This window comes from Bradyrhizobium sp. (assembly GCF_016213215.1).
In the GTDB taxonomy this organism is placed as follows: Bacteria; Pseudomonadota; Alphaproteobacteria; order Rhizobiales; family Xanthobacteraceae; genus Bradyrhizobium.
The window spans coordinates 1-26,956 of the sequence record NZ_JACRAW010000114.1 but is presented as its reverse complement, the minus strand read 5'-3'; the positions used below and the strand labels follow the sequence as shown (position 1 = coordinate 26,956).

Annotated in this window: 24 protein-coding genes; 14 read left to right on the top strand and 10 right to left on the bottom strand. The window is 62.4% G+C overall.

Annotation, left to right across the window (positions count from 1 at the left end):
- Window positions 1-3 precede the first annotated feature (3 nt).
- The 7 genes from HY852_RS19865 (at window position 4) to HY852_RS19835 (ending at window position 7,453) form a co-directional block, all read left to right on the top strand.
- The gene (locus HY852_RS19865) at window positions 4-471 is read left to right on the top strand and encodes a hypothetical protein (RefSeq protein WP_291606505.1); all 468 of its coding nucleotides are present in this window, start codon (window positions 4-6) and stop codon (window positions 469-471) included.
- A gap of 232 nt (window positions 472-703) precedes the next feature.
- Complete coding sequence (locus tag HY852_RS19860; protein WP_291606504.1) at window positions 704-1,831, top strand: patatin-like phospholipase family protein; 1,128 nt, start codon at window positions 704-706, stop codon at window positions 1,829-1,831.
- Window positions 1,832-1,911: 80 nt separating this feature from the next.
- Window positions 1,912-2,361, top strand: a complete 450-nt coding sequence (locus HY852_RS19855) for a hypothetical protein (protein ID WP_291606503.1) — start codon at window positions 1,912-1,914, stop codon at window positions 2,359-2,361.
- A gap of 49 nt (window positions 2,362-2,410) precedes the next feature.
- The gene (locus HY852_RS19850; protein ID WP_291606502.1) at window positions 2,411-4,687 is read left to right on the top strand and encodes a DUF3141 domain-containing protein; all 2,277 of its coding nucleotides are present in this window, start codon (window positions 2,411-2,413) and stop codon (window positions 4,685-4,687) included.
- A 45-nt stretch (window positions 4,688-4,732) separates the two neighbouring features.
- Window positions 4,733-5,689 (top strand): phosphate acetyltransferase, encoded by a 957-nt coding sequence (locus HY852_RS19845; RefSeq protein ID WP_291606528.1) that lies wholly within the window; start codon window positions 4,733-4,735, stop codon window positions 5,687-5,689.
- Between the two features lie 6 nt (window positions 5,690-5,695).
- Window positions 5,696-6,991, top strand: coding sequence for an acetate/propionate family kinase (locus HY852_RS19840; protein WP_291606501.1), 1,296 nt, complete (start codon window positions 5,696-5,698; stop codon window positions 6,989-6,991).
- Window positions 6,992-7,102: 111 nt separating this feature from the next.
- Window positions 7,103-7,453: a helix-turn-helix domain-containing protein gene (locus HY852_RS19835; protein ID WP_291606500.1), complete on the top strand. Its 351-nt coding sequence runs from the start codon at window positions 7,103-7,105 to the stop codon at window positions 7,451-7,453.
- A 24-nt stretch (window positions 7,454-7,477) separates the two neighbouring features.
- Here HY852_RS19835 and HY852_RS19830 read toward each other — a convergent pair whose 3' ends face one another.
- Complete coding sequence (locus HY852_RS19830; protein WP_291606499.1) at window positions 7,478-8,104, bottom strand: PepSY domain-containing protein; 627 nt, start codon at window positions 8,102-8,104, stop codon at window positions 7,478-7,480.
- Window positions 8,105-8,836: 732 nt separating this feature from the next.
- Between HY852_RS19830 and HY852_RS19825 the strand changes: the two genes are divergently transcribed.
- Window positions 8,837-9,445 carry a TetR/AcrR family transcriptional regulator gene (locus HY852_RS19825; RefSeq protein ID WP_291606498.1) on the top strand — a complete coding sequence of 203 codons (609 nt, stop codon included), beginning with the start codon at window positions 8,837-8,839 and terminating at the stop codon, window positions 9,443-9,445.
- Window positions 9,446-9,491: 46 nt separating this feature from the next.
- Here HY852_RS19825 and HY852_RS19820 read toward each other — a convergent pair whose 3' ends face one another.
- From HY852_RS19820 to HY852_RS19805, 4 genes are all read right to left on the bottom strand, one after another.
- Entirely contained in the window at window positions 9,492-10,154 is a 663-nt protein-coding gene (locus HY852_RS19820) for a TetR/AcrR family transcriptional regulator (protein WP_291606497.1), read from the bottom strand.
- A 443-nt stretch (window positions 10,155-10,597) separates the two neighbouring features.
- Window positions 10,598-11,101: a hypothetical protein gene (locus tag HY852_RS19815; RefSeq protein WP_291606495.1), complete on the bottom strand. Its 504-nt coding sequence runs from the start codon at window positions 11,099-11,101 to the stop codon at window positions 10,598-10,600.
- A gap of 13 nt (window positions 11,102-11,114) precedes the next feature.
- A complete protein-coding gene (locus HY852_RS19810; RefSeq protein WP_291606494.1) occupies window positions 11,115-11,426 on the bottom strand; it encodes a hypothetical protein in 312 nt (103 codons plus the stop codon).
- A gap of 41 nt (window positions 11,427-11,467) precedes the next feature.
- Complete coding sequence (locus tag HY852_RS19805; protein ID WP_367116378.1) at window positions 11,468-12,232, bottom strand: hypothetical protein; 765 nt, start codon at window positions 12,230-12,232, stop codon at window positions 11,468-11,470.
- Between the two features lie 104 nt (window positions 12,233-12,336).
- Here HY852_RS19805 and HY852_RS19800 point away from each other — a divergent pair, with 104 nt between their 5' ends.
- Complete coding sequence (locus HY852_RS19800) at window positions 12,337-13,137, top strand: DUF1269 domain-containing protein (RefSeq protein WP_291606493.1); 801 nt, start codon at window positions 12,337-12,339, stop codon at window positions 13,135-13,137.
- Between the two features lie 201 nt (window positions 13,138-13,338).
- On the opposite strand, the gene HY852_RS19795 is transcribed toward HY852_RS19800, so the two are convergent.
- From HY852_RS19795 to HY852_RS19780, 4 genes are all read right to left on the bottom strand, one after another.
- Window positions 13,339-14,418 (bottom strand): helix-turn-helix domain-containing protein, encoded by a 1,080-nt coding sequence (locus HY852_RS19795; RefSeq protein WP_291606492.1) that lies wholly within the window; start codon window positions 14,416-14,418, stop codon window positions 13,339-13,341.
- Window positions 14,419-14,528: 110 nt separating this feature from the next.
- A complete protein-coding gene (locus HY852_RS19790; RefSeq protein WP_291606491.1) occupies window positions 14,529-17,678 on the bottom strand; it encodes an efflux RND transporter permease subunit in 3,150 nt (1,049 codons plus the stop codon).
- Between the two features lie 15 nt (window positions 17,679-17,693).
- Complete coding sequence (locus HY852_RS19785) at window positions 17,694-18,791, bottom strand: efflux RND transporter periplasmic adaptor subunit (RefSeq protein WP_291606490.1); 1,098 nt, start codon at window positions 18,789-18,791, stop codon at window positions 17,694-17,696.
- A 683-nt stretch (window positions 18,792-19,474) separates the two neighbouring features.
- Window positions 19,475-20,398, bottom strand: a complete 924-nt coding sequence (locus tag HY852_RS19780; RefSeq protein WP_291606489.1) for an HlyD family secretion protein — start codon at window positions 20,396-20,398, stop codon at window positions 19,475-19,477.
- Window positions 20,399-20,745: 347 nt separating this feature from the next.
- Between HY852_RS19780 and HY852_RS19775 the strand changes: the two genes are divergently transcribed.
- The 5 genes from HY852_RS19775 (at window position 20,746) to HY852_RS19755 (ending at window position 24,990) form a co-directional block, all read left to right on the top strand.
- A complete protein-coding gene (locus tag HY852_RS19775; RefSeq protein WP_291606488.1) occupies window positions 20,746-21,672 on the top strand; it encodes a LysR family transcriptional regulator in 927 nt (308 codons plus the stop codon).
- Between the two features lie 282 nt (window positions 21,673-21,954).
- Window positions 21,955-22,209 carry a DUF3551 domain-containing protein gene (locus HY852_RS19770; protein WP_291606487.1) on the top strand — a complete coding sequence of 85 codons (255 nt, stop codon included), beginning with the start codon at window positions 21,955-21,957 and terminating at the stop codon, window positions 22,207-22,209.
- A 93-nt stretch (window positions 22,210-22,302) separates the two neighbouring features.
- Window positions 22,303-23,769, top strand: a complete 1,467-nt coding sequence (locus HY852_RS19765) for a porin (RefSeq protein ID WP_291606486.1) — start codon at window positions 22,303-22,305, stop codon at window positions 23,767-23,769.
- 510 nt (window positions 23,770-24,279) lie between these two features.
- Complete coding sequence (locus HY852_RS19760; RefSeq protein WP_291606485.1) at window positions 24,280-24,543, top strand: hypothetical protein; 264 nt, start codon at window positions 24,280-24,282, stop codon at window positions 24,541-24,543.
- 9 nt (window positions 24,544-24,552) lie between these two features.
- On the top strand, window positions 24,553-24,990 hold the full coding sequence (locus HY852_RS19755; protein WP_291606484.1) for a hypothetical protein: 438 nt from the start codon (window positions 24,553-24,555) through the stop codon (window positions 24,988-24,990).
- Between the two features lie 160 nt (window positions 24,991-25,150).
- Here the strand turns inward: HY852_RS19755 and HY852_RS19750 are convergent, their stop codons facing one another.
- Window positions 25,151-25,651, bottom strand: coding sequence for a hypothetical protein (locus HY852_RS19750; protein WP_291606483.1), 501 nt, complete (start codon window positions 25,649-25,651; stop codon window positions 25,151-25,153).
- Window positions 25,652-26,956 lie beyond the last annotated feature (1,305 nt).

Sequence of the window (26,956 nt, the reverse complement as noted above, 5' to 3'; positions counted from 1 at the left end):
CAGATGAAGGCACGCACCACTTCCGCATCGACTCGGCGAGCGCCATCAGCACCGCTGCGCGGTGTCCGGTTGCTGCTCGAGCACTCCGCCATCAGGCCGCTGACCGCGGTCGGCGTCCTCGTCGGTGTGTTAGCAGCGACTTCCGTCGCGGATGCCGGCACGCGCCAGCAGACGACATCGACGCGCCGACCGGCGTTCGACGGCCCGTGGAGCATCGTGACCCAGACCGAACGCGGCGCCTGCGATTCCTATCGGGTCGGGGTCGATGTCGTGAACAGTGCCGTGACCTACGACGGAACCGCCTACGGACGCGTGAGCGCGAACGGGGCCGTCCGGGTCGGCGGGTCGATGGGAGATCAGAAAGCCGAGGGCACCGGGCGCCTGTTGCGCGCGTCGGGACAGGGCGTGTGGCGGGCTTCCGGCAAGCTCGGGCCCTGCTCGGGCCATTGGACGGCCGAGCGCCGCGGGTAAGGCACCCCCCAGGAAACGGCAGTTCAGCCGCCGTCGAAGTGACACCGAACGAACTAACGGACTTCTGCCTCGCGGGTCTGCGTGACACTCCCGGACCTGCGCCGGCCGAATATTGGCATGCAACGAATAGAGATGATGGGTGATGGGCGATACGACAAACGATCCGCAAGCGCGATCCGCTCGCAGACGCGGGACCTCAAGGCGAAAGTTCGTCGCCGTTCTGGCGGGATTGTTGGCAAGCTCGCCTGCGATTGCCGCAAAGCGCCCACGCGCGATCGAGACGGCATCGTCGCGCAACAGCACGCCGGCTGCATCCGCGAAAGCCGCCGGCCCGGAGCTGCCGCCGCGGCCGGATTTTTCAAGCGAGGAGCAGCAGAGCGCGCAGATTCCCGGCTTTCCGGGCGTCCGGTTCTGGGCGAGTTCTGAGGAGGATTACGCGCGCGCGGTGCCCCCGCAGCCGGGGCCCTGGCTCGTGCTGTCCACCGGGGCCGAAGACGGCGCCTACGGCGCGGGGTTTCTCAACGGCTGGAGTGCATCGGGCGAGCGTCCGGATTTCTCGGTCGTAACCGGCGTGAGCAGTGGCGCAATCATTGCGGTCTACGCGTTTGCCGGGCCGAAGTACGACGCGCTGCTGCGGCAGGCCTACACCACCGTCAGCGCTGTGGACATTTTCGAGCTTCGCGTCATGCCGGAAAGTTTCGCCGACAGCTGGCCGCTCGCACAGATGATCGAGCGCCACGTCACGGGAGAGCTCATCAGCGATATCGCTGCCGAGCACCGGCGCGGCCGCCGGCTCTTCGTACTCACGACCAATCTCGACGCCGGCCGCGCCGTGGCCTGGGATATGGGCGCGATCGCGGCGACCGGCGGCGATGCCGCCCTCGCATTGTTTCGCAAGATCGTGCTGGCCTCGTCCAGCGTCCCGGGCGCCCTCCCGCCGGTCCTCATCGAGGCGGAATCGAACGGTCGCCGATTTCAGGAGATGCACGTCGACGGCGGCGTGAACGGGCCGATGTATATCGCGCCCGAGTCCATCCTTCTCTCGACAAATGGCCGCCGGCTGCCGGCGTCCGAACTCTACGTGATCGTCAACGGCAAGCTCACGAGCGAATTCGCGCGGACCGAACAGCGCCTCACCCACATCCTAGGCCGTTCGTTCTCTCTGGCCTTGAAGCTCGGCGCACGTGCCGAGCTCTTCCTGGTCGCGCAGGCGGCGCGGCGGGACGGCATTGCGATGAAGGTCGCGATGGTCGATCAGGCGTTCGACCGACAGGAGCGTGGCCTGTTCGATCCCGAGTACATGAAGGCGCTGTTCGATCTCGGCGTTGAGCACGGGAAGCGCGGCGAATTCCGACTGTGATGGCAAAACAGGAGATCACATGTCGACCAGAATGACAGGATTCCGGCTGGGCGTTCAATCGCTGCCGAATGGAGCGAATAATGACCATCATCGATGACGTGCTGCCCACCACCAAGGATCTGCAGAAAAAGCTGGCATTGGCTGAGGCCGACAAGGCGGCCGAGGCGACGCGGCGGGCTGCGGCCGAAGAGGCGAAGAAGAGGGTGCTGCTCGAAGGACTATCGAAACCAATGGGCGTTTCCGACGAGGAGCATCTCAGGCGCGCCGTCGCGATCATCAATCGCGGCGTGCGCAACGGCCAGACCGAAGCCGTCGTCTTCCGTTTTCCCAATGAGCTTTGCACCGACCGTGGCCGGGCCATCAATCAATCTGAGCCCGGTTGGGAGAAAACGCTGACCGGGCAGGCTCGGGAGCTCTACGCGTTCTGGGAAAAATATCTGCGTCCACGCGGATACCGGCTGAAGGTGCAGATCATCGAATTCCCGGACGGAATGCCGGGAGACATCGGCGTCACACTGTGCTGGGCCTGACGACCATCCTACGCGCCTGACGCGCGGCAATGCAGAAAGAGCAACTCTCATGCCCTCGAACACGATCACCTCTTCTCCGAATGCAGCGAGCCTCGGCCCGCTTGCGCTCGCCACCGAATATATGGTGGACGCGGCGCAGCGCAGCATCCTGTATTGGGACGTGATGCGCCAGCGCGGCAATCAATACCGCGCGCATCTGACCGAGACCGTTCCGCACGTGCTCGACTTCGCCTTCGAGCCGGTGCTGGATGGCTCCGGGCTTGAGCGGCCGGTCAACTACGGGCTCGTACGCATCATCCCGCCGAAGGGCGTAACGGTCGATCCGACCCGCCGCCCGTTCGTCGTCATCGATCCGCGTGCCGGGCACGGGCCCGGCATCGGCGGCTTCAAGGCGGACAGCGAGATCGGCGTCGCGCTCAAGGCAGGCCATCCCTGCTACTTTATCGGCTTTCTGCCCGAACCGGTGCCCGGCCAGACGATCGAGGACATCGCGCGGGCCGAGGCGGTCTTTCTCGAGCATGTCATCGCGCTGCACCCGCAGGCCGACGGCAAGCCGTGCGTCATCGGCAACTGCCAAGCTGGCTGGGCCGTCATGATTCTTGCCGCCATGCGCCCCGATCTGTTCGGCCCGATCATCATCGCCGGGTCGCCGATGTCGTACTGGGCCGGCGTGCACGGAAAGAATCCGATGCGCTACTCCGGCGGCCTGCTCGGCGGCACCTGGCTCGCCGCGCTCACCTCCGATCTCGGCCACGGCAAGTTCGACGGGGCCTGGCTAGTACAGAACTTCGAAAACCTCAATCCGGCCAACACCCTGTGGACCAAGCAGTATAACCTCTACTCCAAGATCGACACGGAGGCGCAGCGCTATCTCGGGTTCGAGCGCTATTGGGGCGGACACGTCAACCTCAATGCCGAGGAGATCCAGTTCATCGTCGACGAGCTGTTCGTCGGCAATCACCTGGCCGCGGGCGAGATCAAGCTCTCCGACGGCACAGCGATCGACCTGCGCAACATCGATCGGCCGATCGTCGTGTTCTGCTCCAAGGGCGACAACATCACGCCGCCCCAGCAGGCGCTCGGCTGGATCCTCGACCTCTACAGGAACGTCGACGAAATCCGCAGCTACGGCCAGACGATCGTCTATACGCTGCACGACGACATCGGGCATCTCGGCATCTTCGTTTCCGGAGGCGTCGCCCGTAAGCAGTACGAGGAGTTCGCCAGCAACATCGACCTGATCGACTGTCTGCCCCCCGGCCTGTACGAGGCCGTGTTCGAACCGAAGACCGCTGCGACAGCGGACTCCGATCTCGTCAGCGGCCAGTGGGTCATGCGCTGCTACGAGCGCACGCTCGACGATATCCGCGCGCTCGGCGCGAACGACGCGGCCGACGAGCGCCGGTTCGCCACGGCGGCGCGAGTTTCGGAGATCAACCTCGCGCTCTATCGCACGTTCCTGCAGCCGGTCGTGCGGGCCACGCTTCTGCCGGGTGTGGGGGAGGCGGCGCGCGAGTTGCACCCGCTGCGGATTCCTTACGAGCTGTTTTCCAACGCCAATCCGCTGATCGAGCCGGTCAGCACGTTGGCGGAGCAGGTGCGCGAGAACCGCGCGCCGGCGGGCCCCGACAACCCTTTCGTCGCGATGCAGGAGCTCGCCTCCCGCCAGATCATCGCCGGCCTTGATGCCTGGCGCGACGTGCGTGATGCGATTGCCGAATCGGCCTTCATGATGGTGTACGGCTCGCCGCTGCTGCAGGCCTCAGTCGGCATCGATCCTGCGGACTCCCACCGCCCGCGTCAGGCCGGAACGAGCCCGCTGCACCAGCAGGTGGTCAACGCCCGCATGGCCGAGCTCAAGGCGAAGATTCCCCAAGGAGGCCTGCGCGAAGGGTTGGTGCGCGCCCTGATCTATGTCGGCATGCCGCGCGGCGGGGCCGACGGCATCGACGAGCGTGGATTCGAGGCCATTCGCCGCATCCGAACTGCCGGCCTCGATGGGGATACGCTCCCGCCGGAACTGGCGACCATGAGCCTCGCTGAATTCAAGGCATTGGTGCGCGAGCAGTTTTTCATGCTGCTGATCGACCGGGCGGCGGCGCTCGCCGCCATTCCGGCGCTGCTGCCGAAGAGCGCGGGAACGCGCCGCACGGCGTTCGCGCTGCTGTGCAAGGTGCTGGGCGCGAACGGCGGGGTCGTCGGCGAAGCCGCGGGCCGGCTGCGCAACGCGGCCCCCTGGTTCGGCGTCGACCCTGAGCGCGCGCTCGACGAGAACGTCCGAGCATTGCCGATGGTCGCGAATGCCGAGCTCTCGACGGCATCGTAGACCCAGCCCCCTCAGGATCAACAGGAGTTTTCCATGACGATTGCTCTGCGCGAGGCCTCGTCCGTTCCGCTTCAGACCAAATACGACCAGCTGATCGCTCTAGCCCGGAACGTGCCGGCGGCAAAGACGGTCGTCGTCCACCCATGCGACGAGAGTTCGCTGCGCGGCGCGACCGAGGCGGCGGAGCTCGGCATCATTAATCCGGTCCTGGTCGGGCCCGCCGCGAGCATCGCGACGGTCGCGGCGCGGCACAAGCTCGACATTCGGCGGTACGAGATCGTCGACGTGCCGGACAGCGCCGTCGCTGCCGCCAAAGGCGTCGAGCTCATCCGCCAGGGCCGAGGCGAACTGTTGATGAAGGGCAGCCTGCACACCGACGAACTGATGCACGCGGTCGCCTCGTCGACGACAGGCCTGCGCACAGCGCGGCGCATCAGCCATGTGTTCATCATGGATGTGCCGACCTATCCGGAAACCCTGTTCATCACCGATGCGGCGATCAACATCTTCCCCGACCTCGACGCCAAGCGCGACATCATCCAGAACGCGATCGACCTGTGGACGCAGATCGGACTCGGCACGCCGCGGGTTGCGATTCTCTCGGCGGTCGAGACCGTGACCTCGAAGATCCCGTCGACCATCGAGGCCGCCGCGCTGTGCAAGATGGCAGACCGCGGCCAGATCACCGGCGGCGTGCTCGACGGGCCGCTAGCCTTCGACAATGCGATCGATCCGGAAGCGGCGATGATCAAGGGAATCAAATCCGAGGTCGCAGGCCGCGCGCAGATCCTGGTCGTCCCTGATCTCGAGGCGGGCAATATGCTGGCGAAGAACCTCACTTTTCTGGCCAAAGCGGGCGCTGCCGGCATCGTGCTCGGCGCCCGCGTGCCGATCGTTCTTACCTCGCGCGCCGATTCGGTGCGCACCCGCATGGCATCGTGCGCCGTTGCGGTGCTTTATGCCGACGCGCGCCGACGCACGGCGACACTACCGGCCGCGTAATCCGCCATGGACACGATCCTCATCGTCAATGCCGGCTCGTCGAGCCTGAAGTTTCAGGTCTATGGCGTCGCGGGCGGCGCACTCAACCGGCTGGTCAAGGGCCAGATGGACGGTATCGGCACGCGGCCGCAGCTGCGCGCCCAAGGCTCCGACCAGAAAAGCGCGATCGATCGCACCTTCGCGGCGGACGAAGTAGCGGACCTTCCGGCCGCCATGCAGCGCGCGGGCGCGTGGCTGCGCGAGGCGCACAACGTCCGGCCGGCGGCGGTCGGGCACCGTGTCGTGCACGGGGGCCCGGCGTTCGATCGTCCCATTCTGGTCGATGATTCGGTGCTAACGCAGCTTGAGCAGTACACGCCGCTCGCACCACTGCACCAACCGAATAATCTCGCACCGATCCGGGTCATCCGTTCCCTTTTTCCGGACACTCCGCAGGTCGCCTGCTTCGATACGGCCTTTCACCGTGGCCACTCGGCAATCGTGGATCGCTACGCGATCCCCGAGCGCTACCACGCGGAAGGGGTGCAGCGTTACGGCTTTCACGGGCTGTCGTACGAATTCGTCGCGAGCCGGTTGCCGGAGGTCGCGCCGCGGATAGCTGGTGGACGCGTCGTCGTCGCCCACCTCGGCAGCGGCGCCTCCATGTGCGCGCTTGCGGCCGGACGCAGCGTGGAAAGTAGCATGGGCTTCACGGCGCTCGACGGCCTGCCGATGGGCACCCGCCCCGGCCAGATCGATGCGGGCGTCGTCCTCTATCTCCTCGGCCAGAAGGGCATGAGCGGCGCAGAAATAGAAAAGCTTCTTTATTACGAAAGCGGACTCAAGGCGCTGTCGGGCATCTCCAACGACGTGCGAGTGCTCGAGAACAGCGCTGATCCACGCGCCGGTTTCGCGCTCGATTATTTTGCCTATCGCGTCGGACTCGAGGCCGGCCGGCTCGCAGCGGCTCTCGGCGGCATCGAGGGCTTCGTGTTCACGGCCGGAATCGGCGAGAACTCGCCGGCGATGCGTGCGCGCATCGTCAGACATCTGGCCTGGCTCGGCGCCGAGCTCGATCCGCAGGCCAATGCGCACGGGCCCGCGATCTCCAGTCCCGGCAGCCGCGTCGAGTTGTACGTCATCCCGACCGACGAGGAACTGATGATCGCCCGCCACACGCTGGCGCTGCTCGCCACACCGGAGCGCTGGATTGGAGCCGGCGAGGGCCGCGACGGCGTTAGCAGGCCGCCGAATCGAGCGATCGACGGGCATAGCTCTCCGTCGTGGTCAACACGATCGAGCTCCACAATAATCTCCTCCTGATGCGGCCAGAAGTTGGTGTTGTGGCCATTCCGGAGATTATCACAGAACAGCGGGGAGTTCTTGACAACAAATCGCGCCGCTCCTGCGCCCGAAGCAGCGAATGAAGCATTCATGCGCGCCGTTTACCGAATCGTTCGATCGATCGACGAGCGGCTCCGCAGCAAGAGGTCGAGACCGGTGGCGAAACGAGTCAGACAGCAGGCAAGAACGTCGGGGCACCGCGACCGCCTCTTGGACACGGCGATTCGGCTGTACCGCGAAACCGGTTACGAGAAGACCACTGTCGCTGACATAGCTCGCGGCGCCTCGATGTCCCCTGCAAACGATCGCTTCTTTCCTTCGAGGCAGACGATCGAAGAGGCTGTCGTAGCGATGCTGCTTGATGAAGTTGCCACGGCAGCCAAAGATGCGGCGCGCCGCGGCGGAGGCGCCGCGCATTTCTCTTGCGAGTCCAAAAGATAGTTGGCTGATTGGAGCAGTACATGCTCAATGCGTGAATTGGGGCTGGCTCAGCCGGTAGTTATCTGATCCCCGGCGACCCGCTTTGGGGGGCTCGAGCATGACCTCCTTCAAGCTGTCGCCGCTCGCGACGACGACCACAAAATTCAACTTGCCGTCCTCCCGCACCAGGCCCCCGCCTAAAGCTTTCCCCGATGCGGCCTTTTCCGCAACGCGCACAGCGTCCGACAGCTCCTGCCTGACCGATCTAAAGGCTACGATCTTGCTCCGATCCTCGTCGTCAAGCTCACTCAGGGATAAGGTCGTCTCCGGGCGGACGATGCTTCCGGTGTTGGCATCAATGATGTTCTCCCAGGTCTCAGCGTGCTTCACCGTCAGTACCCGATAGCCGGGTGAAGCGGCCGGCTCGAAGCTGATGGATGCGGTTCTCGAACCCGGGTGCAAATGCTCGGCAATTTCGATTGCCGCAGAAAGCGACAGCTTTGCAGCCCGGAATCGTGTCAGCAGGCTCCGATTCAAATCCTCGTCGTCCTGTGGCGATCCGCGTTGCTCCTGGGCAGCGGTCGTGGTGCCTGTCAGGTCGGCCCGGGCGCTTGCAGATGAAAACGGGGCTGACAAGGTCAGTAAGATTGCAAGCAATTGTTTCTTGTACATTGCGCTTCTTTCCGCGAGCGAGTTCGTGGCTGACGATCTGCGAAAGCTTAAAAGGATTGGCCGGCGTTGGACGGACCGCATCATCACGCTTCGCTAATTCATGGATTGACCCCTCTACGCTGGAGCTCTGCCTCGATCATGTCGTACGCAAATTCAACCGGAGTGAGCGAGAGGTTGACCGAATAGATGATGAAATGTCGTGCCAGAAGGAGAGCCGCCGTCATTCAGGCATCCTCGCGTTAATTCGCGCGCGGATCGCGCGCCGCGGCTCGGTAACGACGGCGGGCAAGCCGATGAGCAAGGAAATCGCAACGCCCAACGCGAGGCTTACCGCGATGAGTCCAAGCGCCACGAGCAGGTTAAGACCCGCTGCTGCAAGCCCTGCGACCGGTCCTTCCGGAAGGAATGACACAATAGTTGACATCTCTATCTCCTCGGACATATAAACTAAACCGTATATTTTAATACGGGACGACAACAGTGTTGTCAATGGCTGAAGTCAGCCACACGCATGCTCTGAACGCGATGGCCAGAAGGCGGTCGCGCCGGGAAAATTGAAGTGTTCAATTCTCGAACAGAGCCGGCGCTTAGGCCGTGGTCACTGTCCGCTCGCTCTACGGCAGATGTGCCTTGCGCGCGCTGCATACGAAAACGGGGGAGTCGGTTGGGCTGGCCGGTCGTGACTCGAGACAGCATGATCCAAATCGCAGCCCGTTTTGATCCGCGGTCACAATGATGCAAGAACAACGCGCCAATCAGGTCAGATGGTCACCAACCCGTCGCCTCATCCTGCAGACCACGGTCGAACTGTATCGCGAGATCGGCTACCGCAAGACGACTGTCGCTGACATCGCCCGCCGGGCCGCGATGTCTCCGGCCAACATCTATCGCTTCTTTCGTTCGAAGCAAGAAATCGAGGAGGTCGTCGTAGGAGAGCTGCTTGCGGAGGTGTTTCACGCTGCCGCGAATGCCGCTCATGGCAGCGGATCGGCTCGTTACCGACTGGAGGCTGTCCTCCGCACGATATACCAGCTGCATGAGCGCCGGGTGGCGGACGACAAGAGGCTCAACGAGCTCATTGCAACGGCCACCAATGAAAACTGGCCGATCATGCTGAGTTACGTTGATCGCATGGCCGGATTGTTGACGCCGATGATCGCGGCTGGACAGGCCCGCGGCGAGATTCGAGGGGGAAGCGCAGCGACGCTGGCCTGCTGCCTGTTTACAGCGATGGACGCCCATTTGAGGACGCGCCAAGTCAGCGGGGTCCGGGCTCGGTCGACGTTCGACGAGATGATGGACTTTTGCGTCAATGCTCTGTGCCTTCCCCAGCAGCTATAGGCTGTGGGCCGTCTACGCCCGCCTGTCCACTGATTCGATGACCCCGTTATGAGGCCCAATCTGCTTCGCAAGCCGCGAGAAAGAAGTTGACCCGCTCCTCCAGGAATGACGGCAGCTCTTTCCTGAGGTCCTTCAGGTCCTCACCCATTAAGGACCGCATAAGCATCGGAAGCAAAATGAGATCCATGAACATCTGTGCGGTGGCGGTCCGTCGCTTGTTGCTGAATGGCCCCTTTGGCGAACGTGCAAGTCTCTGGGTTGCGTCATCCAGGATCTGTGAAACGGCGCCAGCCGCACGGTCGCGCGCAGCGTCGTGAACATTCCGGCTTAATTGCGGGAAAAGCCGCGCCTCCGCAATGGTCGCTCGCGTCAGGTCGAGCGTATCCGCGATAAACCGCTCAACGATCTCCTTGGCGACGTTGGTTAGTTTGTCCTGGAGCGTACGGCCCTGGGCTGAGAAGCCTTCGAAATCGGTCAATTCGTTGATCGTGCGGGCTACGACCGCCGTGAAGAGGGCCTCCTTACCCGGAAAATGGGCATAGATCGTCGGCTTGCTCGCAGGAGCCGTCTCCGCGATCTCGTCTATGCTCGTGCTGCGGTATCCTTTCTCAAGAAAGAGCTGCTGAGCCGCATCGAGGATCCGTGCCTGAACGTCACCAGCCAGGTCCTTCGGGGGCCTGCCGCGTTTCGGACCTTTGTTCTTCGCCATCGTCATTTACCATCACGAGTTGGTGTGCGCCGAAATCACTCTTGACACGGTTGTCACCAAAATGCAACAAAAACAGAATGTACGGTGTAGTATATTTATTGGCTGACCGCCGGACGAGTCAGCTGCAATTCGCGCCTGCAAGCCTCGCTGAACTCGCGTAAATCTTCAGCGCACGCACGCAAACTCTGCCGATAACTGAGTTACACGGAAGGTCTACACAATGAGCTCGGGCGGAAATTGATGCTCGGCGGCGATCCGCAACGAAGCGGGTGCCCGGCTGGATGCCGCCGATCTTGCAATCGCCGAACGCATCGCTCGTCGTTGATCCCGGACTCTGACCGTCGCGTATCAGCTCGATCCGTGCGTTCCTGGGAGATGTGCGGACGCCATCGCGCACGGGCCTCCTGCGTGGTGGTTCTCGCAAGGACACAAAGCCCCCAGCGTTACTGCGAATGCTCCTTCTTCGAGCGAATGCCTCTCAGTACGGAAAGGACGGCCGGCACGAGCAGCTTCTCGGCCGCGACGTCGAGCGGATTGTGGACGAGCGCGGTAACACTCTGCTTTACATTCCTGATCTCGTGGCCGATGGCGTCGACCGCCAACTTGAGATCTCGCGCATCCTCCTGAATTGACTCGAGAGCGGTCTTGCGCACTTCGAGCGCCACCTCGATTTCGGGCCCCGGACGGGCTGTCATGGCCAGAAGGAGCACGACTGCGGCGATCGCAAAATCCGCCACAGCCACCGCAGTGGCGGCCCAGACTCCTCCGATCGGGCCTAGCAGCGCGTTGTAGCCCGCGACATTCGCCATGCCGAGCCCGAACACGGCAACCAGGGCTGCGAAGACAAACAGCCCAAGCCGGCGCGCCAGCACATTCAGCCAGATCTTTCCGATCAGCATGTCCGCCTTGCGCAGCACCTGAAGGTCGCGCAGAAGATGATCGAACATGTTCCCCACCTCCTCATCGTCTGCCGAGCAGCCGGCCGATCAAGATGCCGACGAGCAGTGCGCCGGCTACGCTCTGGGCAGGGTGAGTCGAGATGCTCTTCTCGGCCTCGCCGAACAACTCGGTGACCTCGTCGGCGAGCTGGCGCAGGTAGCCCTGCAGCTCCGGTTGCTCCTCGGGCGGTTCTTGCGACGGCTCCACAGCCGCCGCCGGCTCGGGGGCCGGCGACGCCGAGGCTTCATTCTTTGCAGCGCGCTCCGTTCGGGAGGTCGCAAGTTCGTCCTGCAGCGATTTCAATTCGCGCGAAACCAGCACATCCGTTGCCATGCGCCTCTCCTGAACCGCATCATTCCAACACAATGCCGGCGTCAGCCTTTCGGGCCGGGACCCCTGAGTGCGTTCCAGGCGGCCTGATTGGCCTGGTCGAAAGCCTTGCGGGATTCGGCGAGCGCCGCGCTCAACACCGACCAGGACTCGCTTCCGGCCTGCTTCAGCTTCTGCAGGCGTGCTTCGGCTTCGGATGCGTCGGATTTCATCTGCTTGAGGGCAGCCTCGAGGTCGGCGCTCCGCGCCGTGGCGACTTTACCCGCCGCCTCGCGGAACTTGCCCGCCGCTTCCTGCCACGCCTTTGCCTGCGCGGCCGCGATATCCTTGAACGTGACCTGCTGCTGTTCGATCTGCTTGCCGGCGCTGTCGAAGTAGGTCTTTACCTGGGCTTCGAACCCCTCCCACTGATTTTCCATCTCCGTCTTGGCGCGCGCCCAGGCGGCCTCGCCTGCTTCCGCTTGCGTCTTGGCCACCGTCTGAAATTCGTCGCGGCGCTTTTTCAGGTCTGCGACGATTTCATCAACCTTGACCTGGGACTCGGCTTTCGCCTGACCGGCCTTCACCTCGAGCGATGCCAAGGCGGCATCCATCTCGTCGATCCGCTCCTTGGCCCAATTGAGATAATAATGCACGCTGCTCTGCTCTGACATGACCATCTCCGTTGATTGGCTTGTCTCAATATTGTTTTCCGAATGGGGCTTCGTCAGGTTGACCTGAGTCAATATCTTAGGCTGTCCGCGCCACGCGCGCCTTGCCATATTTGGAGCGAAGTCGCTGATCTCCGAAAAAGTGGCCCACCAGATCAATAGTGGCACTCACAGGCAACACGGCCACTCTATCGCTTGATTCTCGTCAACAGGACGACGCCGGCGCGGCGCACGTTGCAGGAACGCGAGAACAGGAGATCGCCATGAGCAAATTCGTCGTCATCATATTCCCCTCGGAAACCGCTGCGTACGAAGGGACGCGGGCCCTGAATCAGCTGCATGCGGAAGGAACAGTGACCCTTTACGGGACGACAGTCCTGGTCAGGGACGCGAACGGGAATCTGGCTACTCGGCAGGCCGTCGATCAAGGACCGCTGGGGTTTGCGGTCGGGACGCTTATGGGCGGCCTGATCGGGCTTATTGGCGGCCCGGTTGGCGGCGCGATCGGAATGGGCGCCGGCGCGATATCGGGTGGACTCGGCGACATTGTCGACCTGGGGATAAGATCGGATTTCATTGAGGCTGTGTCGACCAAGCTGTTGCCTGGAAAGGCCGCGGTCGCCGCCGAGATCGAGGAGGACTGGATCACGCCGCTTGACAACCGGATGGCCGCTCTGGGCGGCGAGGTGATCCGGCAATGGCGCTCGGATTTCGAGGCTGAGCAGCTGGATGCGCTCGCGAAGGAGCGCAAAGCGGAACTCGCTGAACTGAAGATGGAATTCGGTCGCGCCAGCGGCGATGCGAAAGAGAATCTGAGCAAGCGGCTCGATGAGACGCGGGCGAAGGTCGAGGCGACCTTCAATCGCGCCGAAGCCAAGCAGCGCCAGTTTGAGCAGGAGGCTGATGCTAAGCTTGCGGAATTGAAGCGTCAGATCGATCAGGCCAACGCTGAAACGAAGGCCAGGATCGAGAAGCGGCTGACCGCCATGAAGGCCGATTTCGACCGCCGTCGCGAGCTGTTGAAGGAAGCGTGGAGCCTCACCAGGGATGCACTTGCAGCCTGAGGAGCCGGGCTGCGGGTAAAGGTCGGGGTGCGACGAAAACGCACCCCGAAGCCGCGCAACCAGTCCGCGCTCTGCACTCCACGGGCGTGCGCCGACTACACGAGCACAGCCGACAACAGAAACAGCCGTGCGATGCGCCTCGACGCGGGGTGCCTTGACGGCGCGGCGCAACCGTTCTCTCGCCGCGGGCTGCCTCATCCATCAACCGGTGCGGTAGGTTCGGGGCGGCACTCCAAAATGCTTGCGAAAGACCCGGCTGAAGTGGGAGGTGCTGTGAAATCCCCAGTGCAGGCAGATCTCCGCAATAGATCGCCGCGCCTCCTTGCGGTCGCGCAGAGCCTCCGCGCATCGCTCCAGGCGCCGCCTCCATATGTATGCCGAGACGGATCCGGCCCGATCGAGAACAAATATCCGGTGCACGCTTCGAACGGAGAGGCCGCAGGCTTGCGCGATGGCTTCGACCGAAAGCGCCGGGTTTGAAAGCTGCGACTCGACATAGGCCTTCAGGCGGGAAGCCTGGATATCCCTGTACAGCAGGGGCGAAGGGTTCGCCAACTGCTCGCGCACTGCGTCCCAAACCATGATGGTCACCGAATCGCGCAGCCCACTTCCGCTCGAGGGCGCGACATTGTCCATCTGGGCGAAAAGCTCGATCAGGGTCTTCTGCAAGACTCGGGAAGTACCGATGTTGCCGTCGAACCGATTGGCGCCTCCTCGCAGCAGGAGGTCGATCTGCTCCGGATCCGAGGGTCGTCGCAGGGTCATACCCAAGAGCTCTGCACTCTCGTTTATCGTCCAGCAGTCGATGCGATGGAAAGTATCGAGCAGGCACCAGTCTCCTGGACGGAGTACGAGAAGTCTGTCTGATTGCCGAAAGCGATGGCTGCCGCTCAGCTGAATGAACAGGAGTACGGGCGAGGGAACCGACGAGTCCGCTTTTCGCACCCAGCGGCTGAACTGGTTGGGAGTAGCGCAGGCTTTGAACAGGACGGCATCTCCGAATGTTCCGTATTCGAGTCTGCCGCGGAAGCCTGCCCTGGTGGCGGGGATGCACGTCGTCACCTCGTCACCGCGGAGCGCCTCCGGAACCTGGGCGACATGCCTGCTCAGCACAGCGGCCCATTCGGGTACGGAGCCGGTGTGACGCTCTATCTCGACGGAAACGACATCTCGGGACACGCGAGCCTCATTTGCGCCGGGGCGCGGCATGATTCCACCACTGTCACGACCACATTTGATTTGCATCAATTTTGGCGTGGCCGGGCGCTCGGGAGCCGACATGCATCGCTGGCCCCCGCATAGTAGAAGATAGGCGCTCACGTTGCGCCTGTTCTGCTTCAGGCTGCCGCTGCAGCCGCGTCTTCGGCTGCAGCGGTGGCAGGTTGCGGCACTCAGGTGAGCGCGGGTTCGGGAGCCTTTTCCTTCACGGCCTCTTGAGGCGTGCTGGCGGAGTGAGCGTCCTTCTCCAGCGCTCCGGCACCGCGCTCATCAAGCGATTTGCGGAACCAGAGCGCATAGAGCGAGGGCAGGAACAGAATCGTCAGCGCAGTCGCCACGAGCAGGCCGCCCATAATGGTGACGGCCATCGAACCCCAGAACCCCGAACGCGACAGCGGGATCATGGCGAGCACCGCAGCCAGCGCCGTCAGCACGACCGGCCGGGTTCGGCGTACGGTAGAGTCGATGATCGCTTCGTAGCGCGTGCTGCCCGCGGCAACGTCATGCTCGATCTGATCGACCAGGATGACGGTGTTGCGGATGATCATGCCGGCTAGCGCGATCAACCCGAGCAGCGTCACGAAGCCGAACGGCATGCCGGAAGCCAGCAGGCCGATGGTGGCTCCGATAAGGCCAAGCGGCGCCGTCAGCAACGTGAGTGCAAGGCGTGAGAAGCTCTGCAACTGGAACATAAGGATGACCAGCATCGCCACGATCATCGCCGGGAAGATCGCGAGCAGTGCCTTGTTGGCCTTTGCAGATTCCTCGATCGCACCGCCCATCTCGATGCGGTAGCCGGCCGGCAGCGTGCTGCGCAGGTGCTCGAGGTTGGTCCAGATCCGGCGCGACACGTCGGGGGCCTGAACGCCGTCACGAACATCGGCACGCACGGCAATGGTGAGGTCGCGGTTGCGCCGCCAAAAGATGGCGTCCTCGTGACCCTGTTCGATGTGGGCGACCTGCGACACGGGAACAGGAACGCCGTTCCGCGCGAGAATGGTGAGGTCTCCGATCGAGCCGATATCGCTGCGTTGGCGTTCGATGGCGCGGGCCACCACCGACACCTTCTCGGTGCCGTCGCGCACGGTCGTGATCGGGTAGCCCGTCACCAGCGCCTGCAGGCTCTGCGACACGGTCTGCGGGTCGAGGCCCAGCGCGCGCGTGCGGTCCTGGTCGAGCACGAGCTTGACGGACGGCATCTGGCCGTCCCAATCGAGCTGCGGCTCGATCGCGTCGTGATCGGCACGCATGAGGTCGCGAACCTGATAGGCAATCGACCGGACTTGCAGCGGATCGGTGCCGATGACGCGGAACTGAACCGGGAAGCCGACGGGAGGACCGAAATTGAAGCGATCGGTTCGGACGCGGGCCTCGGGGACCGTACCTTTGGCAATCGCCGTGTCGATCTTTGACTTCAGCCGTTCTCGCGCCTTTATATCCTTGGTGACGATGACGATCTCGGCATAGGCCTCATTCGGCAGGGCCGGATTGAGCCCCAGCCAGAACCGCGGCGGGCCAGCCCCGATGTACGTCGTCCATGTCGCCGCGTCGTCGTCTCCTTCGAGGAGATTCTCGACCTTTTTCGCCGCCGCCGCGGTCGCGGCGATCGCGCTTCCTTCCGGCATCCGGAACTGGACGAACACTTCCGTACGTTCGGAGGTCGGGAAGAACTGCTGCGGCACTTTGGTAAAACCGGCAAGCGCCAGGACGAACGCCGCGACGGTCCCGCTTACGACCCAGACGCGGTGGTCCACGCACCATTTGACTGCCGCACGCAGCCGTCGGTACATGGGCGTGTTGTAGATCGCATCGGGATCCTCGTGGTGATGGCCCTCGAAGCTGGGCAGGAGCTTCATGCCGAGGTATGGCGTGAACATCCCGGCCACGAGCCACGACGCCAGCAGCGCGATGGCAACCACCGAGAAGATGGCTCCCGCGTACTCTCCGGTGCTGGAGGCCGCCAATCCGACCGGCAGGAATCCGGCCGCCGTCACCAGAGCGCCGGTCAAGCGGGGAAACGCTGTGGAGGTCCAGGCGAAACCGGCCGCCTCTGCGCGTGGTACTCCCTGCTCCATCTTCACCAGCATCATCTCGACCGCGATGATGGCATCGTCGACCATCAGGCCGAGCGCAATGATGAGCGCGCCTAACGTGATGCGGTGCAGATTGAGGCCGGTCATCTGCATGATGATGAACACGATGCCGAGGACCAGCGGCACGGAGAGCGCAACGACAATGCCGGTCCGCCATCCCAGGGACAGGAAGCTCACCGCGAGCACGATGGCAAGTGCTTCGGCGAACGACCGCATGAACTCGCCCACCGCTTCCTCGACGATCTTGGGCTGGTCGGCGATGCGTTCGTAGGTGAACCCGGCTTGCGTGTTGCGCTGAACTTCCTCCATCGCCGCATCGACGTTCTTGCCAAGATCAATGATGTTCGCGCCCTTCTGCATTACGACCCCGAGTGCGAGAGCGGGTATTCCGCGCTGCCTGAGCAGGAAATCGGGCGGGTCCACAAATCCCCGGGTGACGGTCGCGATGTCGCCGAGCCGCAGGATCGTTCCGTTAGACGAGGCTACCGGCGTGTTCTTGACTGTTTCCACTCCATTGAAAGCGCCCGTGACCCGCAACGGGATGCGCGGCCCGTCCGTCTGGACGATACCGGCCGGTACCACGGCGTTCTGCTTCGCAAGACTCTCTATGATGGCTTGCGGACCGACCCCGAGATTCGCCAGCTTGACGTGGTCGAAGTCGACAAAGATCCGCTCCTCCTGGGTGCCGTAGATCGTCACCTTGGTGACATCAGGCACTCTCAACAGGCGCTGACGCACCGATTCGGCTACCGCTTTCATCTGCGCGTAGTCGGCGTCCTCGGATCGCAACGTGTACAGGACCGAATCCACGTCTCCGTACTCGTCGTTGACATTCGGGCCGATAACGCCGTCAGGCAGGTCCGCTTTCACGTCGGCCATCTTCCGGCGCACGAGGTAGAAGAGCCAGGGCACTTGGCCGGGCGGCGTGCTGTCGCGGAATTCCATCTGGACCAGGACGATGCCAGGCTTGGAGAAAGTCTTTACCGTGTCGAACCAGGGCAGCTCCTGCAGCTTTTTCTCAATCCGGTCGGCGACCTGGAGCTGCATCTCCTTTGCGGTCGCTCCCGGCCACGCGGCGGAGACGATCGCCGTCTTGACGGTGAAGGAGGGATCCTCGTCGCGTCCGAGGTTGACGTAGGACATGGCGCCGGCGCCACCCAGCATCAGGATCAGGAACAGGATCAGGGCGGGGTGGGCGACGGCCCAGGCGGAGAGATTGAAACTCTTCACGATAGCTCTCCCTTGTTAGAACGAAAGCGATTCGGTCGGGCGCACCGCCAGACCCTCGTCGATCTTCTCGACTCCAAGCGTGACGACCTTGTCACCCTCGTTCACGCCACTTGAGATCAGCACGGTCTTGCCCTCGTAGCGCGCGATGGAAACATTGCGCGCCGTGAGCTTGCCTGCTTCATTCGCCACCCAGACACTTGGGCCGCGCCCGTGATTGAACAGCGCGGTGACGGGCAGGCGGGCAGCGCCCTGGGTGTCGGCTTCCGACAAAGTCAACGTCGCGCTCATGCCGAGGCGTACGGCCTCGTCAGGATCGAGAATTGAATATCGGGCGGCATAGGTCCGCGTCGCGGCGTCGGCGGTGGGGGACAGTTCGCGCAGCTTGACCTGGTAGTGGTGTTCGGGCAGCGACCACAATGTCAGACTTCCCTTGGCGCCTTTGGCGCGCTCGACGAATGTCTCAGGGATCGCGACTTGCGCCTCGAGTTCGCCAAGACGTGCCAGCCTCACCGCCGGCTGGCCGGCTGCAATGACCTGGCCAGGCTCGACGGGGGTTGCCGTGATCACGCCATCGGCGTCGGCTTCGAGCCTGGCGTAATTGAGCGCGTTGCGAGCCAGCTCGACCGAGCGCTGTGCGCGGGTCAGCCTTCCGCGCGCTTCCGCTGCAGCCGCGCGCGCTTTGTCGAGAGTCGCCGTCGGGGTCCATCCGTCCTTTTGCAGCGTCACTGCGCGTTTCTCATCGGCGTCGGCCTGTGCCAGGCTGCTCGTGGCCGCCCGCACCTCGGCCTCAGCCTGCTCAAGCTGCAGCTCGAGATCGTTGGTGTCGAGGAGGAGGAGCTCCTGACCCTGGCGGACGCGATCGCCATTCTGCACAATTCGCTTCGCAACCTTCCCGCTCACCCGGAAGCCGAGGTCGCTTTCAATGCGCGGCTTGATGATTGCAGCGAGACTTCGCGCCTGGTTGACGCTCTTGTAGTGAACGGTGGTGGTCAGAACCGGTCGTTCCGGCGCCGGTGCCGCTTCCTTCTTGCCGGAGTCGCAGCCGGCGACCAGTCCGGCGAGGAGCAGTGGAGCGATCAGCCTGGAGTAGGGAGCCGCTGGTGTTCTCAGCATGGCAGCAGAGACTGTGGGGGAACGTTGCATAGGTGTTTACCTCGTGAATGGAAGACCGCTGTCACCGCCAGGCAATCGTGGGATTGCCAGTAGACCTGCCTTACATATATATACCAAACCGTATAGTTTATATAATCCCCAGCGCGACGACCTGTCAAGAGGAACTGGTGGATCGGCCCTGATCGGAATGAAGGAAGACGGCCGTCCCGATTTATGTCCCTGCTGCCGATCCGGGTGGTTCACCGCTGAACTGCCGGTGGTCGGATTCGGTGATCAGGCAGGAACAGACGAGCCGCCCTCTTGCTGGGCCAAATTACTTCTTTGGGTGCACCGTTGAGCAGACGGCGAGGACTGCGCCGAGCCGGTTGGCGGAAATGCTCAAAATAATGGCAATCCCGGAAAGCCAATCATCAACGCTCGGCGCCAGGTAGCTGCATAACGGCTCGACCAACCCAGTCATGCAACAAAAACGAAGGTAACGACAATTTCCGATTGTTTCGAGCACTTTCCATACGCGCTCAGGTGTTGACGTGATGCATCCATGAGTACGTCGGTTCTCTTTGAGAAGCCGCTCCAGTCGGCTCAACGTCCACAACAGTGGTACGCGTAAGACGCCGTGTTGCGGCTAAAACGACTGCTGCGGAGCAGGACCCACAGCTCGGTAGTCCGTTGTTCGCCTTTCATTACGCTCGCGGAAGGTTATTGACGGACCTCGGTTTACAGTTCGCGCCTGAAGCCGAGCCTTGCTTCAATGTCGGCCCGAGAACTTCAACAATCGCAGCGCGACCGGCAACCAAATGCGATCTGTCCTCGGTATCGTCCAATGCAATCCGCACCGGTACCGGTTGGGTGACGCGAACCCAGTTGAAAGTGAGCTTGATCTCAGCGAGCAGGGTCGCGACGCCGCTGCGGTCACCTTCCTCGACGCCTGTGGCGCTGCTTTCCACGTGTCCGCGCAGGATGTGGTTGCTGCCTATCAGAAGCACGTTGACAGTATCGCCGGGATGGATGCGGGACAGCTCGTCCTTGTCGAAGTATGCCTCGACATGTAGCGCCTCACGATCGAGCAGGGCCATCGCGGCTTTACCATGCGCGACGTAGGTGCCGGGGCGCAGGTCCGCCTTGGTCACGATGCCGTCGATGGAGGCGCGCACCCCGCTGCACTCAAGATTGAGCTGCGCGAGGTTGCGCTCGACCAGTGCCTGCTCATATGCCGTCTTTGCCATGTTCTGCCTGGCGGTCACCTGATCGATCATCGGCTTTGAAGCGCCGGACTCGGGTGTCAACGCGCCATAGCCCCTGAACTCGGCATCGGCCTGTTCGAGCAGCGCGCCCCTTTCTTCCAACACTGCATCGGCCTGCTGCAAGGCAATCACGTAGGCCGCGCGATCGATCCAGAACAGGACCTCTCCACGCTTGACGAACTGATTGTCGCTCACCAGCACCTCGGTGACGAAGCCCGACACGCAGGGAGCAACCGGTACAGCGTCGGCCCGAACGTGACCGATGCCGGTCGGCGGCTCGTCCGTGTAGTTGTCTGACAAGGTGTATCCGGTCCATACGGCGGCCAACCCCAACGCACCGGCGAACGTCGCGCGGCAGAGCAATTTCAGAGCGGCTTTTGTGCGCGGTTGGGACATTATTGCGTCCTCGGCAGCGTGTGTCGGCGCCTTGCCAGCATGACCAGCTCGCAAAACACGGAGATCAGGATGATCGGGAGTCCTTCTCCTCGCGCGAAGCCGCCGATGACCGCAGCTATCAGCATCTTTAGAGAGTCGGTGATTTCAAGATGCTTTGGCATCGGACGGCTCGCGGAGCGCGGAGGTTTATCGCAAGGGCGTGACCCGGCTGGATCTGGATCAACGCGTTTGCGATGCGTTTGAGATACACCTCTTGCCTCAGCGGAATAATCCCGCATCGCTTTGAATGATCTTTGCGAAATCCGAGGAAATCGATGGATCTTCTGGGAGCTCTAGGTGTTCTGGTAAGGGTAGTGGAGACCGGCTCCTTCTCGGCCGTCGCTCGTGAGCGCGAGGTCAGTCAAGCTGCGGTGGCGCGCCAGATCTCGCAACTCGAAGGGCATTTCGGCGTGCGCCTGTTTCACCGCACGACCCGAAGACTGAGCCTGACCGACGATGGGCAGATGCTGCTGGGTATGTCTCGGCCGGTGCTGGATGGCGTCGCGGAATTGGAGGCCGCCCTCGGTCGTCAGAGTGTTTCCCCGGTTGGGTTGGTGCGTGTCGGCGTCCCTGTGGCAGCCAGTCGCTTTTTCGCGCAGCGTCTACCCGCCCTGATTGACAGTCACCCCGGGCTGAGGGTCGAACTGGTCGTGAGTGATCGGCAAATCGATATGGTCGAGGATCGGCTCGATCTCGCGATGCGTGTGGGCGAGATCACCGACTCGTCGTTGGTGGTACGGCGAACCGGGACTGCCGCCCGCGTGGCGGTGGCTGCCCCGGGTTATCTTAAAAAGTACGGTAAACCTTTCACGCCCGCCGAGCTCACGAAATTCAACTGCATCGTGCACGACATTGGTCCCGATTCAGACGTGTGGACGTTCGTCGGCCCGGACGGCTCTGAGGACGTTAGGGTATCGGGCGGCTTTCTTGCCAATGACGCCGGTGCTGTGCACCTGGCTGTGCGTGCCGGCTACGGAATTGCATTTATGCCCTTAGTCCATGTGTTGGACGACGTCCGGAGTGGCGATCTGGTCCGCGTTTTGAGCGACTTTCCGGCTCCTGGTGTTCCGTTCAGCATGGTCTACCCGTCGCGCCGGCACCTGCCGCCCCGCACCCGTGTGGTCCTGGATTTCTTGCTGGGTGAGATAAGACAAGTTCGCGAGGAGCTGGCTGTGGACTCGAATGAGGCGCACGCCATCTGATCTGGCAACCGAGTCTTCGCGACTGTCCACTGCCCTGGTTATCTGAGAGGCAGTCGCGGCGGACGTCAGAACCATGTCCGCCGCTCCACTCATCAAGCAAGTGTGGCCGTACTGCCACGCACAAGCGCCGGCTGCTTCCGAATTTGTGCATTTTCGTAGCAAGTCATTTGAAGCTCGTGTGCTTTTTCAGCACCGACCGCAGCGATAGCTCTTCGGTCGCGTCAGTCTCGACTCTCAATCAGCTGACCGCGGGTCGTCGACCCATTCCGGAGAGCAAAACAGATGAGAAAGATTTTAAGTTTAGCCGCGGTGGTGGCCAGCGCGACGTTCCTTGGAGTCGCGCAGCCGGCCGTAGCCAAGGATTACCAATATTGCCGCCAGGATGCTTTTTCCGCAGGAGTGCGGGATTGCTCCTTCGACACCCTCCAGCAGTGCCGTGCAACGGCTGCCGGGCGTGGTGGTGAATGCGCACGCAACCCGGCGAGCGAAGCAACAGGCTCTTACGCGTACGCGAAGGGCCGCATCCGTCACAAGTGAGACTATCAGCACGTCTCGGCGACAGCGGTCGGTTTTCGAGCTGGCCACGGCATGGGGAAAACTTCGCCGGGACTTCAACTTTGGAGGCTACAAATGAATGTACTTAAGAGCGCTCTGCTGGCATCAGCGGGGGGACTGATCGTCATGAGCGCAGCTCAGGCTGCCGATCTTCCCGTGAAGGCCAAGGCCGTCGAATACGTAAAGATCTGCTCGCTGTATGGTGCCGGCTTCTACTACATCCCGGGCACCGACACCTGCATCAAGCTCGGTGGCTATCTGCGCGTAGACGCCGTCGTCAACTCCAACGGCTTCTTCAACGTTCCGGCCTGGAACGGCGATGGCGGCCAGATCAACCGCAAGCGCAATTACTTCATGGGCCGCTCCCGTGAGGAACTGAACATCGACACGCGCACCGCGACCGAACTCGGCGTGGTCCGCACCTTCTTCGATGCGACCTTCACCTGGGACTCCGGCACTGACATCGCGAGCGGCAAGCTCGGCGTGTACTATGCCTTCATCCAGTTCGCCGGGTTCACGCTCGGTAAGGCGGTCTCCCAGTTCGACGTGCCGTGGACCAACTATCCGGCGAACTTCGGTGACGGCCTGGTGGGCGGCTCCGGCGACGTCACGGGTGTCAACCAGCTGACCTACACTGCGGACTTCGGTCAGGGCATTAGCGGTACCATTTCGCTGCAGGATCCGACCCTCTACTATACGACCAACATCTGGAACACCTCTGGGGCCACGCTTGCGGGCGCCGGCACCGGCGTTTACGGATCGAACGGCATGGGCGGTACGGCTGCTCCCGACGTCATCGGCCAGATCCGCATCGATCAGGCTTGGGGCCTGTTCCAGGCATCGTTCGCGGGCCACGACAACCACACCAGCTACTACACGGTGTCCAACGAGACTCTCGGACATCCCGAGGACAAGTGGGGCTGGGCTGCTCAGTTGGGCGTGTCGATCAAGAACATCCCGTCTGGTCCGGGTGATACGTTCAACTTCTCGGCTACGTACGCGGACGGTGCGAGCCGCTACGTCTTCCAGAGCCTGCTTCCGACCGCGTTTGCGATGTACGGGATGAGCCCAAGCGTCCCGGGTGCTTACCAGACCATCGCATTCGCTGGCGTGTCTGACGCCGTCTTCGCCGGCACCAGCACGGCTAACGGTACTGGTCTCGAACTGACCAAGTCCTATGGTGTTCGCGGTGGCTTCACCCACAACTGGGATGCCAAGTGGAACTCGTCGATCTTCGGCGCCTGGGCCAAGCTGGAATACAGCAACAACGGCAAGGCTCTGGTCTGTGCCACCTACGTCAATGCATTGCAGGCGGCTTCGACCTGCGACCCGGACTTCGAAATCTGGCAGATTGGCACCAAGACGTCATGGACGCCGGTCAGGAACCTGACGCTGTCGGGCGAAGTCATGTACACCAAGCTCGACCAGAAGAACACGGGTGCCATCGCTCTGCCGGCCATCGGCACGAAGCCGGCTTCCACGTACGAGTTCAAGGACCAGGGCACCTGGACCGCTGGCTTCCGCGCTCAGCGCAACTGGTAAGCTGATGATTGGGTGAAGACTCCGGCGCGGATTACCGGAGCCTTCATCCCCCACCGATCAATGCAGATTGCTCTGCCTTGATGTTAGACCTCCAAGGCCTCCGGCAATGCCCCTGCCGGAGGTTTTTGTTCAGGCTCGGTCGTCATTCCTTCGATCGCAACGCCACTCGGCGGGAATGCGTTCAAATTTGCGGATACGGCGTTTGCGCCGCCGCCTGCACGCGCGACGAAGCAGCATGCTCCAATCTGTGCACAGTCCCTCGGCGAAGCTCGCCCAGGACGGGAGGGGGACCGGAAAGTGGCGTGGAGGCACCCGCCAATCGGGGCGCTAGGCCGGCAAAAAAGCCGCAGGACGTGAACGCAGCTGGCGGCCAGTTCGTCGTCTGCGGTGATTTCCGATTTGCAAGAACCGGGTGCGTTCGGAAAACCGCCGAGAGGGCTGAGCAGAGTTGACAAATATACTAAACCGTATAGTTTATCTCGATAGCAAGCTTCGAGAAAGTACAGGCCCATGAATATCGCATCCAAATCGAGCTACCGTCTTTGCGTCATGGCAGCAGCTCTTCTTTGCGCAAGCACGGCGTTGGCGCAGGACGGTCGCGGCAGCCCCGAGCAGAGGGCGGCATGCGCACCGGACGCCTTTCGCCTGTGTGGCAGCTACATTCCAGACCCGGCCAAGGTTGAAAACTGCCTCAGGCATAGGAAGTTCGACCTTAGCGAGCCGTGCCGATCGGTCTTCGAGCAAGCTGCCGATTCTTCAGCTAACCGCAAGTGAGACAACAAGATGGATATGCACTATATTCCCGCCTTCGCTGCCTTCTTCGGATCTGCCTCAGGAGGACTCGCGACGGTCCTGATGAGTTGGACCACTCAGCGTCGCGAGGATCGAAGGCACCGTGCTGCGCGGGTCAGTTCCCAGCGCGAAAAGCTCTACAAGAGTTTCATCGAGGAAGGGTCAAGGCTGTACGCCGAGGCGCTGGTCAACGACAAGTCCGACATCTCGAAATTAGTCGGCCTGTACGCGCTCATCGGTCGGATGAAGATACTCTCAAGTGACGCTGTGATCGAAGCAGCTGAAAAGGCGGGCCGCCTGATCATTGAGACCTATCTTTCGCCGAACAGGACATTTGGCGATCTGCCTGGTCTGATAGACGAAGTCGACCCGCTGCGGGATTTCAGCGAAGCGTGCCGGCGTGAATTGCAGTTGGCCGAAGGCCGCTAGGCGCAAGAACGTTGCACAATCAAAGTTGTCGAATGGGAGAGCCGCCAGCCGGGGCGACTGGCAGCTCTCCGGTCAGGCGGCGCTTGCAAGGGGCACGAAACGCAAGCGCCTCTGACCAACTCACATCGGCAACTTCTAGCTGGGTGCGCGATCCGACTCGTCACCAATTGAAATCGAAGAGCCCGGGTTGAGGCGGTTTGGCGAGCCGAATAGTCCGGGGCGCAGCGCGAACTCTTGTGGGCTTTCTTTTCAACTGCGGCTTCCGCTGAGCCCTGCTCGATTCGATTGCGCCGACCTGATCCGGCGAGGGCGGAACAAGCTGAGCGAAACTATCCCGAATTGATGGATCCGGCGGGGCTGGGCTCTCTGGTGCCGTATCGGCCTCGGTCGTCGCCGACTCACTTGGTGCAGGCGCGATCGCGGCGGGCTGACTGGTATCGATCACGACCAACTCAGCTCCCTTGATTTGGGAATGGATTCGGATCGTCGGATGGGTAGATTCCGAATGAAAGTTCTCACTTGCCGACTTTGGCAGCACCGCGTCGGCGGCGAACAGCAGCGTAAGCAACGCGCCGCCGGCGACTGCGAAATAGCGCTTCAGCGGCATTTCGGAATCGATCTGCCCAGCTGAGCGCCGCGACCAACCTGCAATCCTTGTCACTACCTGGTCTCCGAGCCTGAAGTCCTGTGGCCGGTTCCGGCTCGGGCCGCTCGATCGAGATCGAGTGGCTACACCAAACCGTATAGTTTGTTTATTCGCGACGCTAGGTGCTGTCAAGTGGAGGTGACCGAAAGCCCTGCGCAAGCGACTCGGCAGCCACGCTTTGAGCGCAACGCAGTGGTCGATCTTGAGGGGGCTCCTACGTAATCGATGCTCTTGGTGAAGAGGCACAGCATCCCGACAAAGAGTAACCGCGATCAGGATGCTTTCCCGCGAGCTGCCATTTCATCGCGGCCGGACTTTTGAGCGCCGGTGCAAACACGCGCCGTTCATCCGGCGTCATCCCATCCGGCGACAGCACGAGACCGGCAAAGGTCGCGAGCGCCGGCACCTCATTTGCCGTACCGTCAGCCCGCAGCAATCGCCGCCAGCTGCGGTGCCTTTGGGGCGGTCAGACCGAACTGCAGCCGCAGCGGAACAGCAATCTGATGGCGAAGCCATGGCGGCGGCAAACCTCCGCCGCGGCAACGCCTGCCTTCTCGTCTCCTGCACCGTCGCGCGCTCTTGCCCGTCGCTGAAGCGCCGCCGGTTCGAAGAGCCGTCCACAGTTTGCGGTCTCAAGCGGCATCTGCGCGGCGCGCAAGCAGCAGCGCTGCTTAGTTGGGCCCAGGCACTCGGATGAAGCGGCTCCGCCAGTCCATTTCGTTGCCGGATTCCTGAATTGGCCCGCGCCCGATGCGCAAGGCATGCGGCAACAGACCGGGCGCTGCACGGTACTCGGCATGCCCCATCCCGCTCTAGTTCATCGCTTCGACATGCATGCCCCAAAACGCCCGAAAGCGATCAGCTTACTGTCCGTGCGCGCACCGTAACGATAGCGTGGAGGTCTCGTAGGCGGCTTCGATTGCGCTTTCTTGACCAGTTCCTTCCGCGTTTTCGGGGCCAATTTCGCAGATGTTCTGCACGCTTCCTTGCTCAGCAGATGGAGCGCCACCGTATCAGCCTTGTCGTCGAAAAATCGCGTGTGCGGCAGCAGTGCTCCGTTCCAGTGCGCCTCGACACCAGGCCGCAACATGGTGCGACCAGAACGAGTTACCTGGAGCGACGGAACGTGCCACCGGAGATCCTTCATAGCGGTAGAGACGGTTACGGCAACGGGGAAGCGACGGCTCTTCTTATCGGGCTCCGAGAAAGCGGTGCACGGGGATAGCCGCCTGGTGGCCGAATCCGGAGCCCGGTGCAACGACTTAGGCAGTCGTTGCCACACAGGAGAGCTCCGATGACATATTTTGTGGGATTGGACGT

Coding starts and splice junctions, on each gene's coding strand:
- HY852_RS19865 (WP_291606505.1), top strand. CDS start 4: ATGAAGGCACGCACCACTTCCGCATCGACTCGGCGAGCGCCATCAGCA.
- HY852_RS19855 (WP_291606503.1), top strand. CDS start 1,912: ATGACCATCATCGATGACGTGCTGCCCACCACCAAGGATCTGCAGAAA.
- HY852_RS19850 (WP_291606502.1), top strand. CDS start 2,411: ATGCCCTCGAACACGATCACCTCTTCTCCGAATGCAGCGAGCCTCGGC.
- HY852_RS19840 (WP_291606501.1), top strand. CDS start 5,696: ATGGACACGATCCTCATCGTCAATGCCGGCTCGTCGAGCCTGAAGTTT.
- HY852_RS19835 (WP_291606500.1), top strand. CDS start 7,103: ATGCGCGCCGTTTACCGAATCGTTCGATCGATCGACGAGCGGCTCCGC.
- HY852_RS19830 (WP_291606499.1), bottom strand. CDS start 8,104: ATGTACAAGAAACAATTGCTTGCAATCTTACTGACCTTGTCAGCCCCG.
- HY852_RS19825 (WP_291606498.1), top strand. CDS start 8,837: ATGATGCAAGAACAACGCGCCAATCAGGTCAGATGGTCACCAACCCGT.
- HY852_RS19820 (WP_291606497.1), bottom strand. CDS start 10,154: ATGGCGAAGAACAAAGGTCCGAAACGCGGCAGGCCCCCGAAGGACCTG.
- HY852_RS19815 (WP_291606495.1), bottom strand. CDS start 11,101: ATGTTCGATCATCTTCTGCGCGACCTTCAGGTGCTGCGCAAGGCGGAC.
- HY852_RS19810 (WP_291606494.1), bottom strand. CDS start 11,426: ATGGCAACGGATGTGCTGGTTTCGCGCGAATTGAAATCGCTGCAGGAC.
- HY852_RS19800 (WP_291606493.1), top strand. CDS start 12,337: ATGAGCAAATTCGTCGTCATCATATTCCCCTCGGAAACCGCTGCGTAC.
- HY852_RS19795 (WP_291606492.1), bottom strand. CDS start 14,418: ATGTCGGCTCCCGAGCGCCCGGCCACGCCAAAATTGATGCAAATCAAA.
- HY852_RS19785 (WP_291606490.1), bottom strand. CDS start 18,791: ATGCTGAGAACACCAGCGGCTCCCTACTCCAGGCTGATCGCTCCACTG.
- HY852_RS19775 (WP_291606488.1), top strand. CDS start 20,746: ATGGATCTTCTGGGAGCTCTAGGTGTTCTGGTAAGGGTAGTGGAGACC.
- HY852_RS19770 (WP_291606487.1), top strand. CDS start 21,955: ATGAGAAAGATTTTAAGTTTAGCCGCGGTGGTGGCCAGCGCGACGTTC.
- HY852_RS19765 (WP_291606486.1), top strand. CDS start 22,303: ATGAATGTACTTAAGAGCGCTCTGCTGGCATCAGCGGGGGGACTGATC.
- HY852_RS19760 (WP_291606485.1), top strand. CDS start 24,280: ATGAATATCGCATCCAAATCGAGCTACCGTCTTTGCGTCATGGCAGCA.
- HY852_RS19755 (WP_291606484.1), top strand. CDS start 24,553: ATGGATATGCACTATATTCCCGCCTTCGCTGCCTTCTTCGGATCTGCC.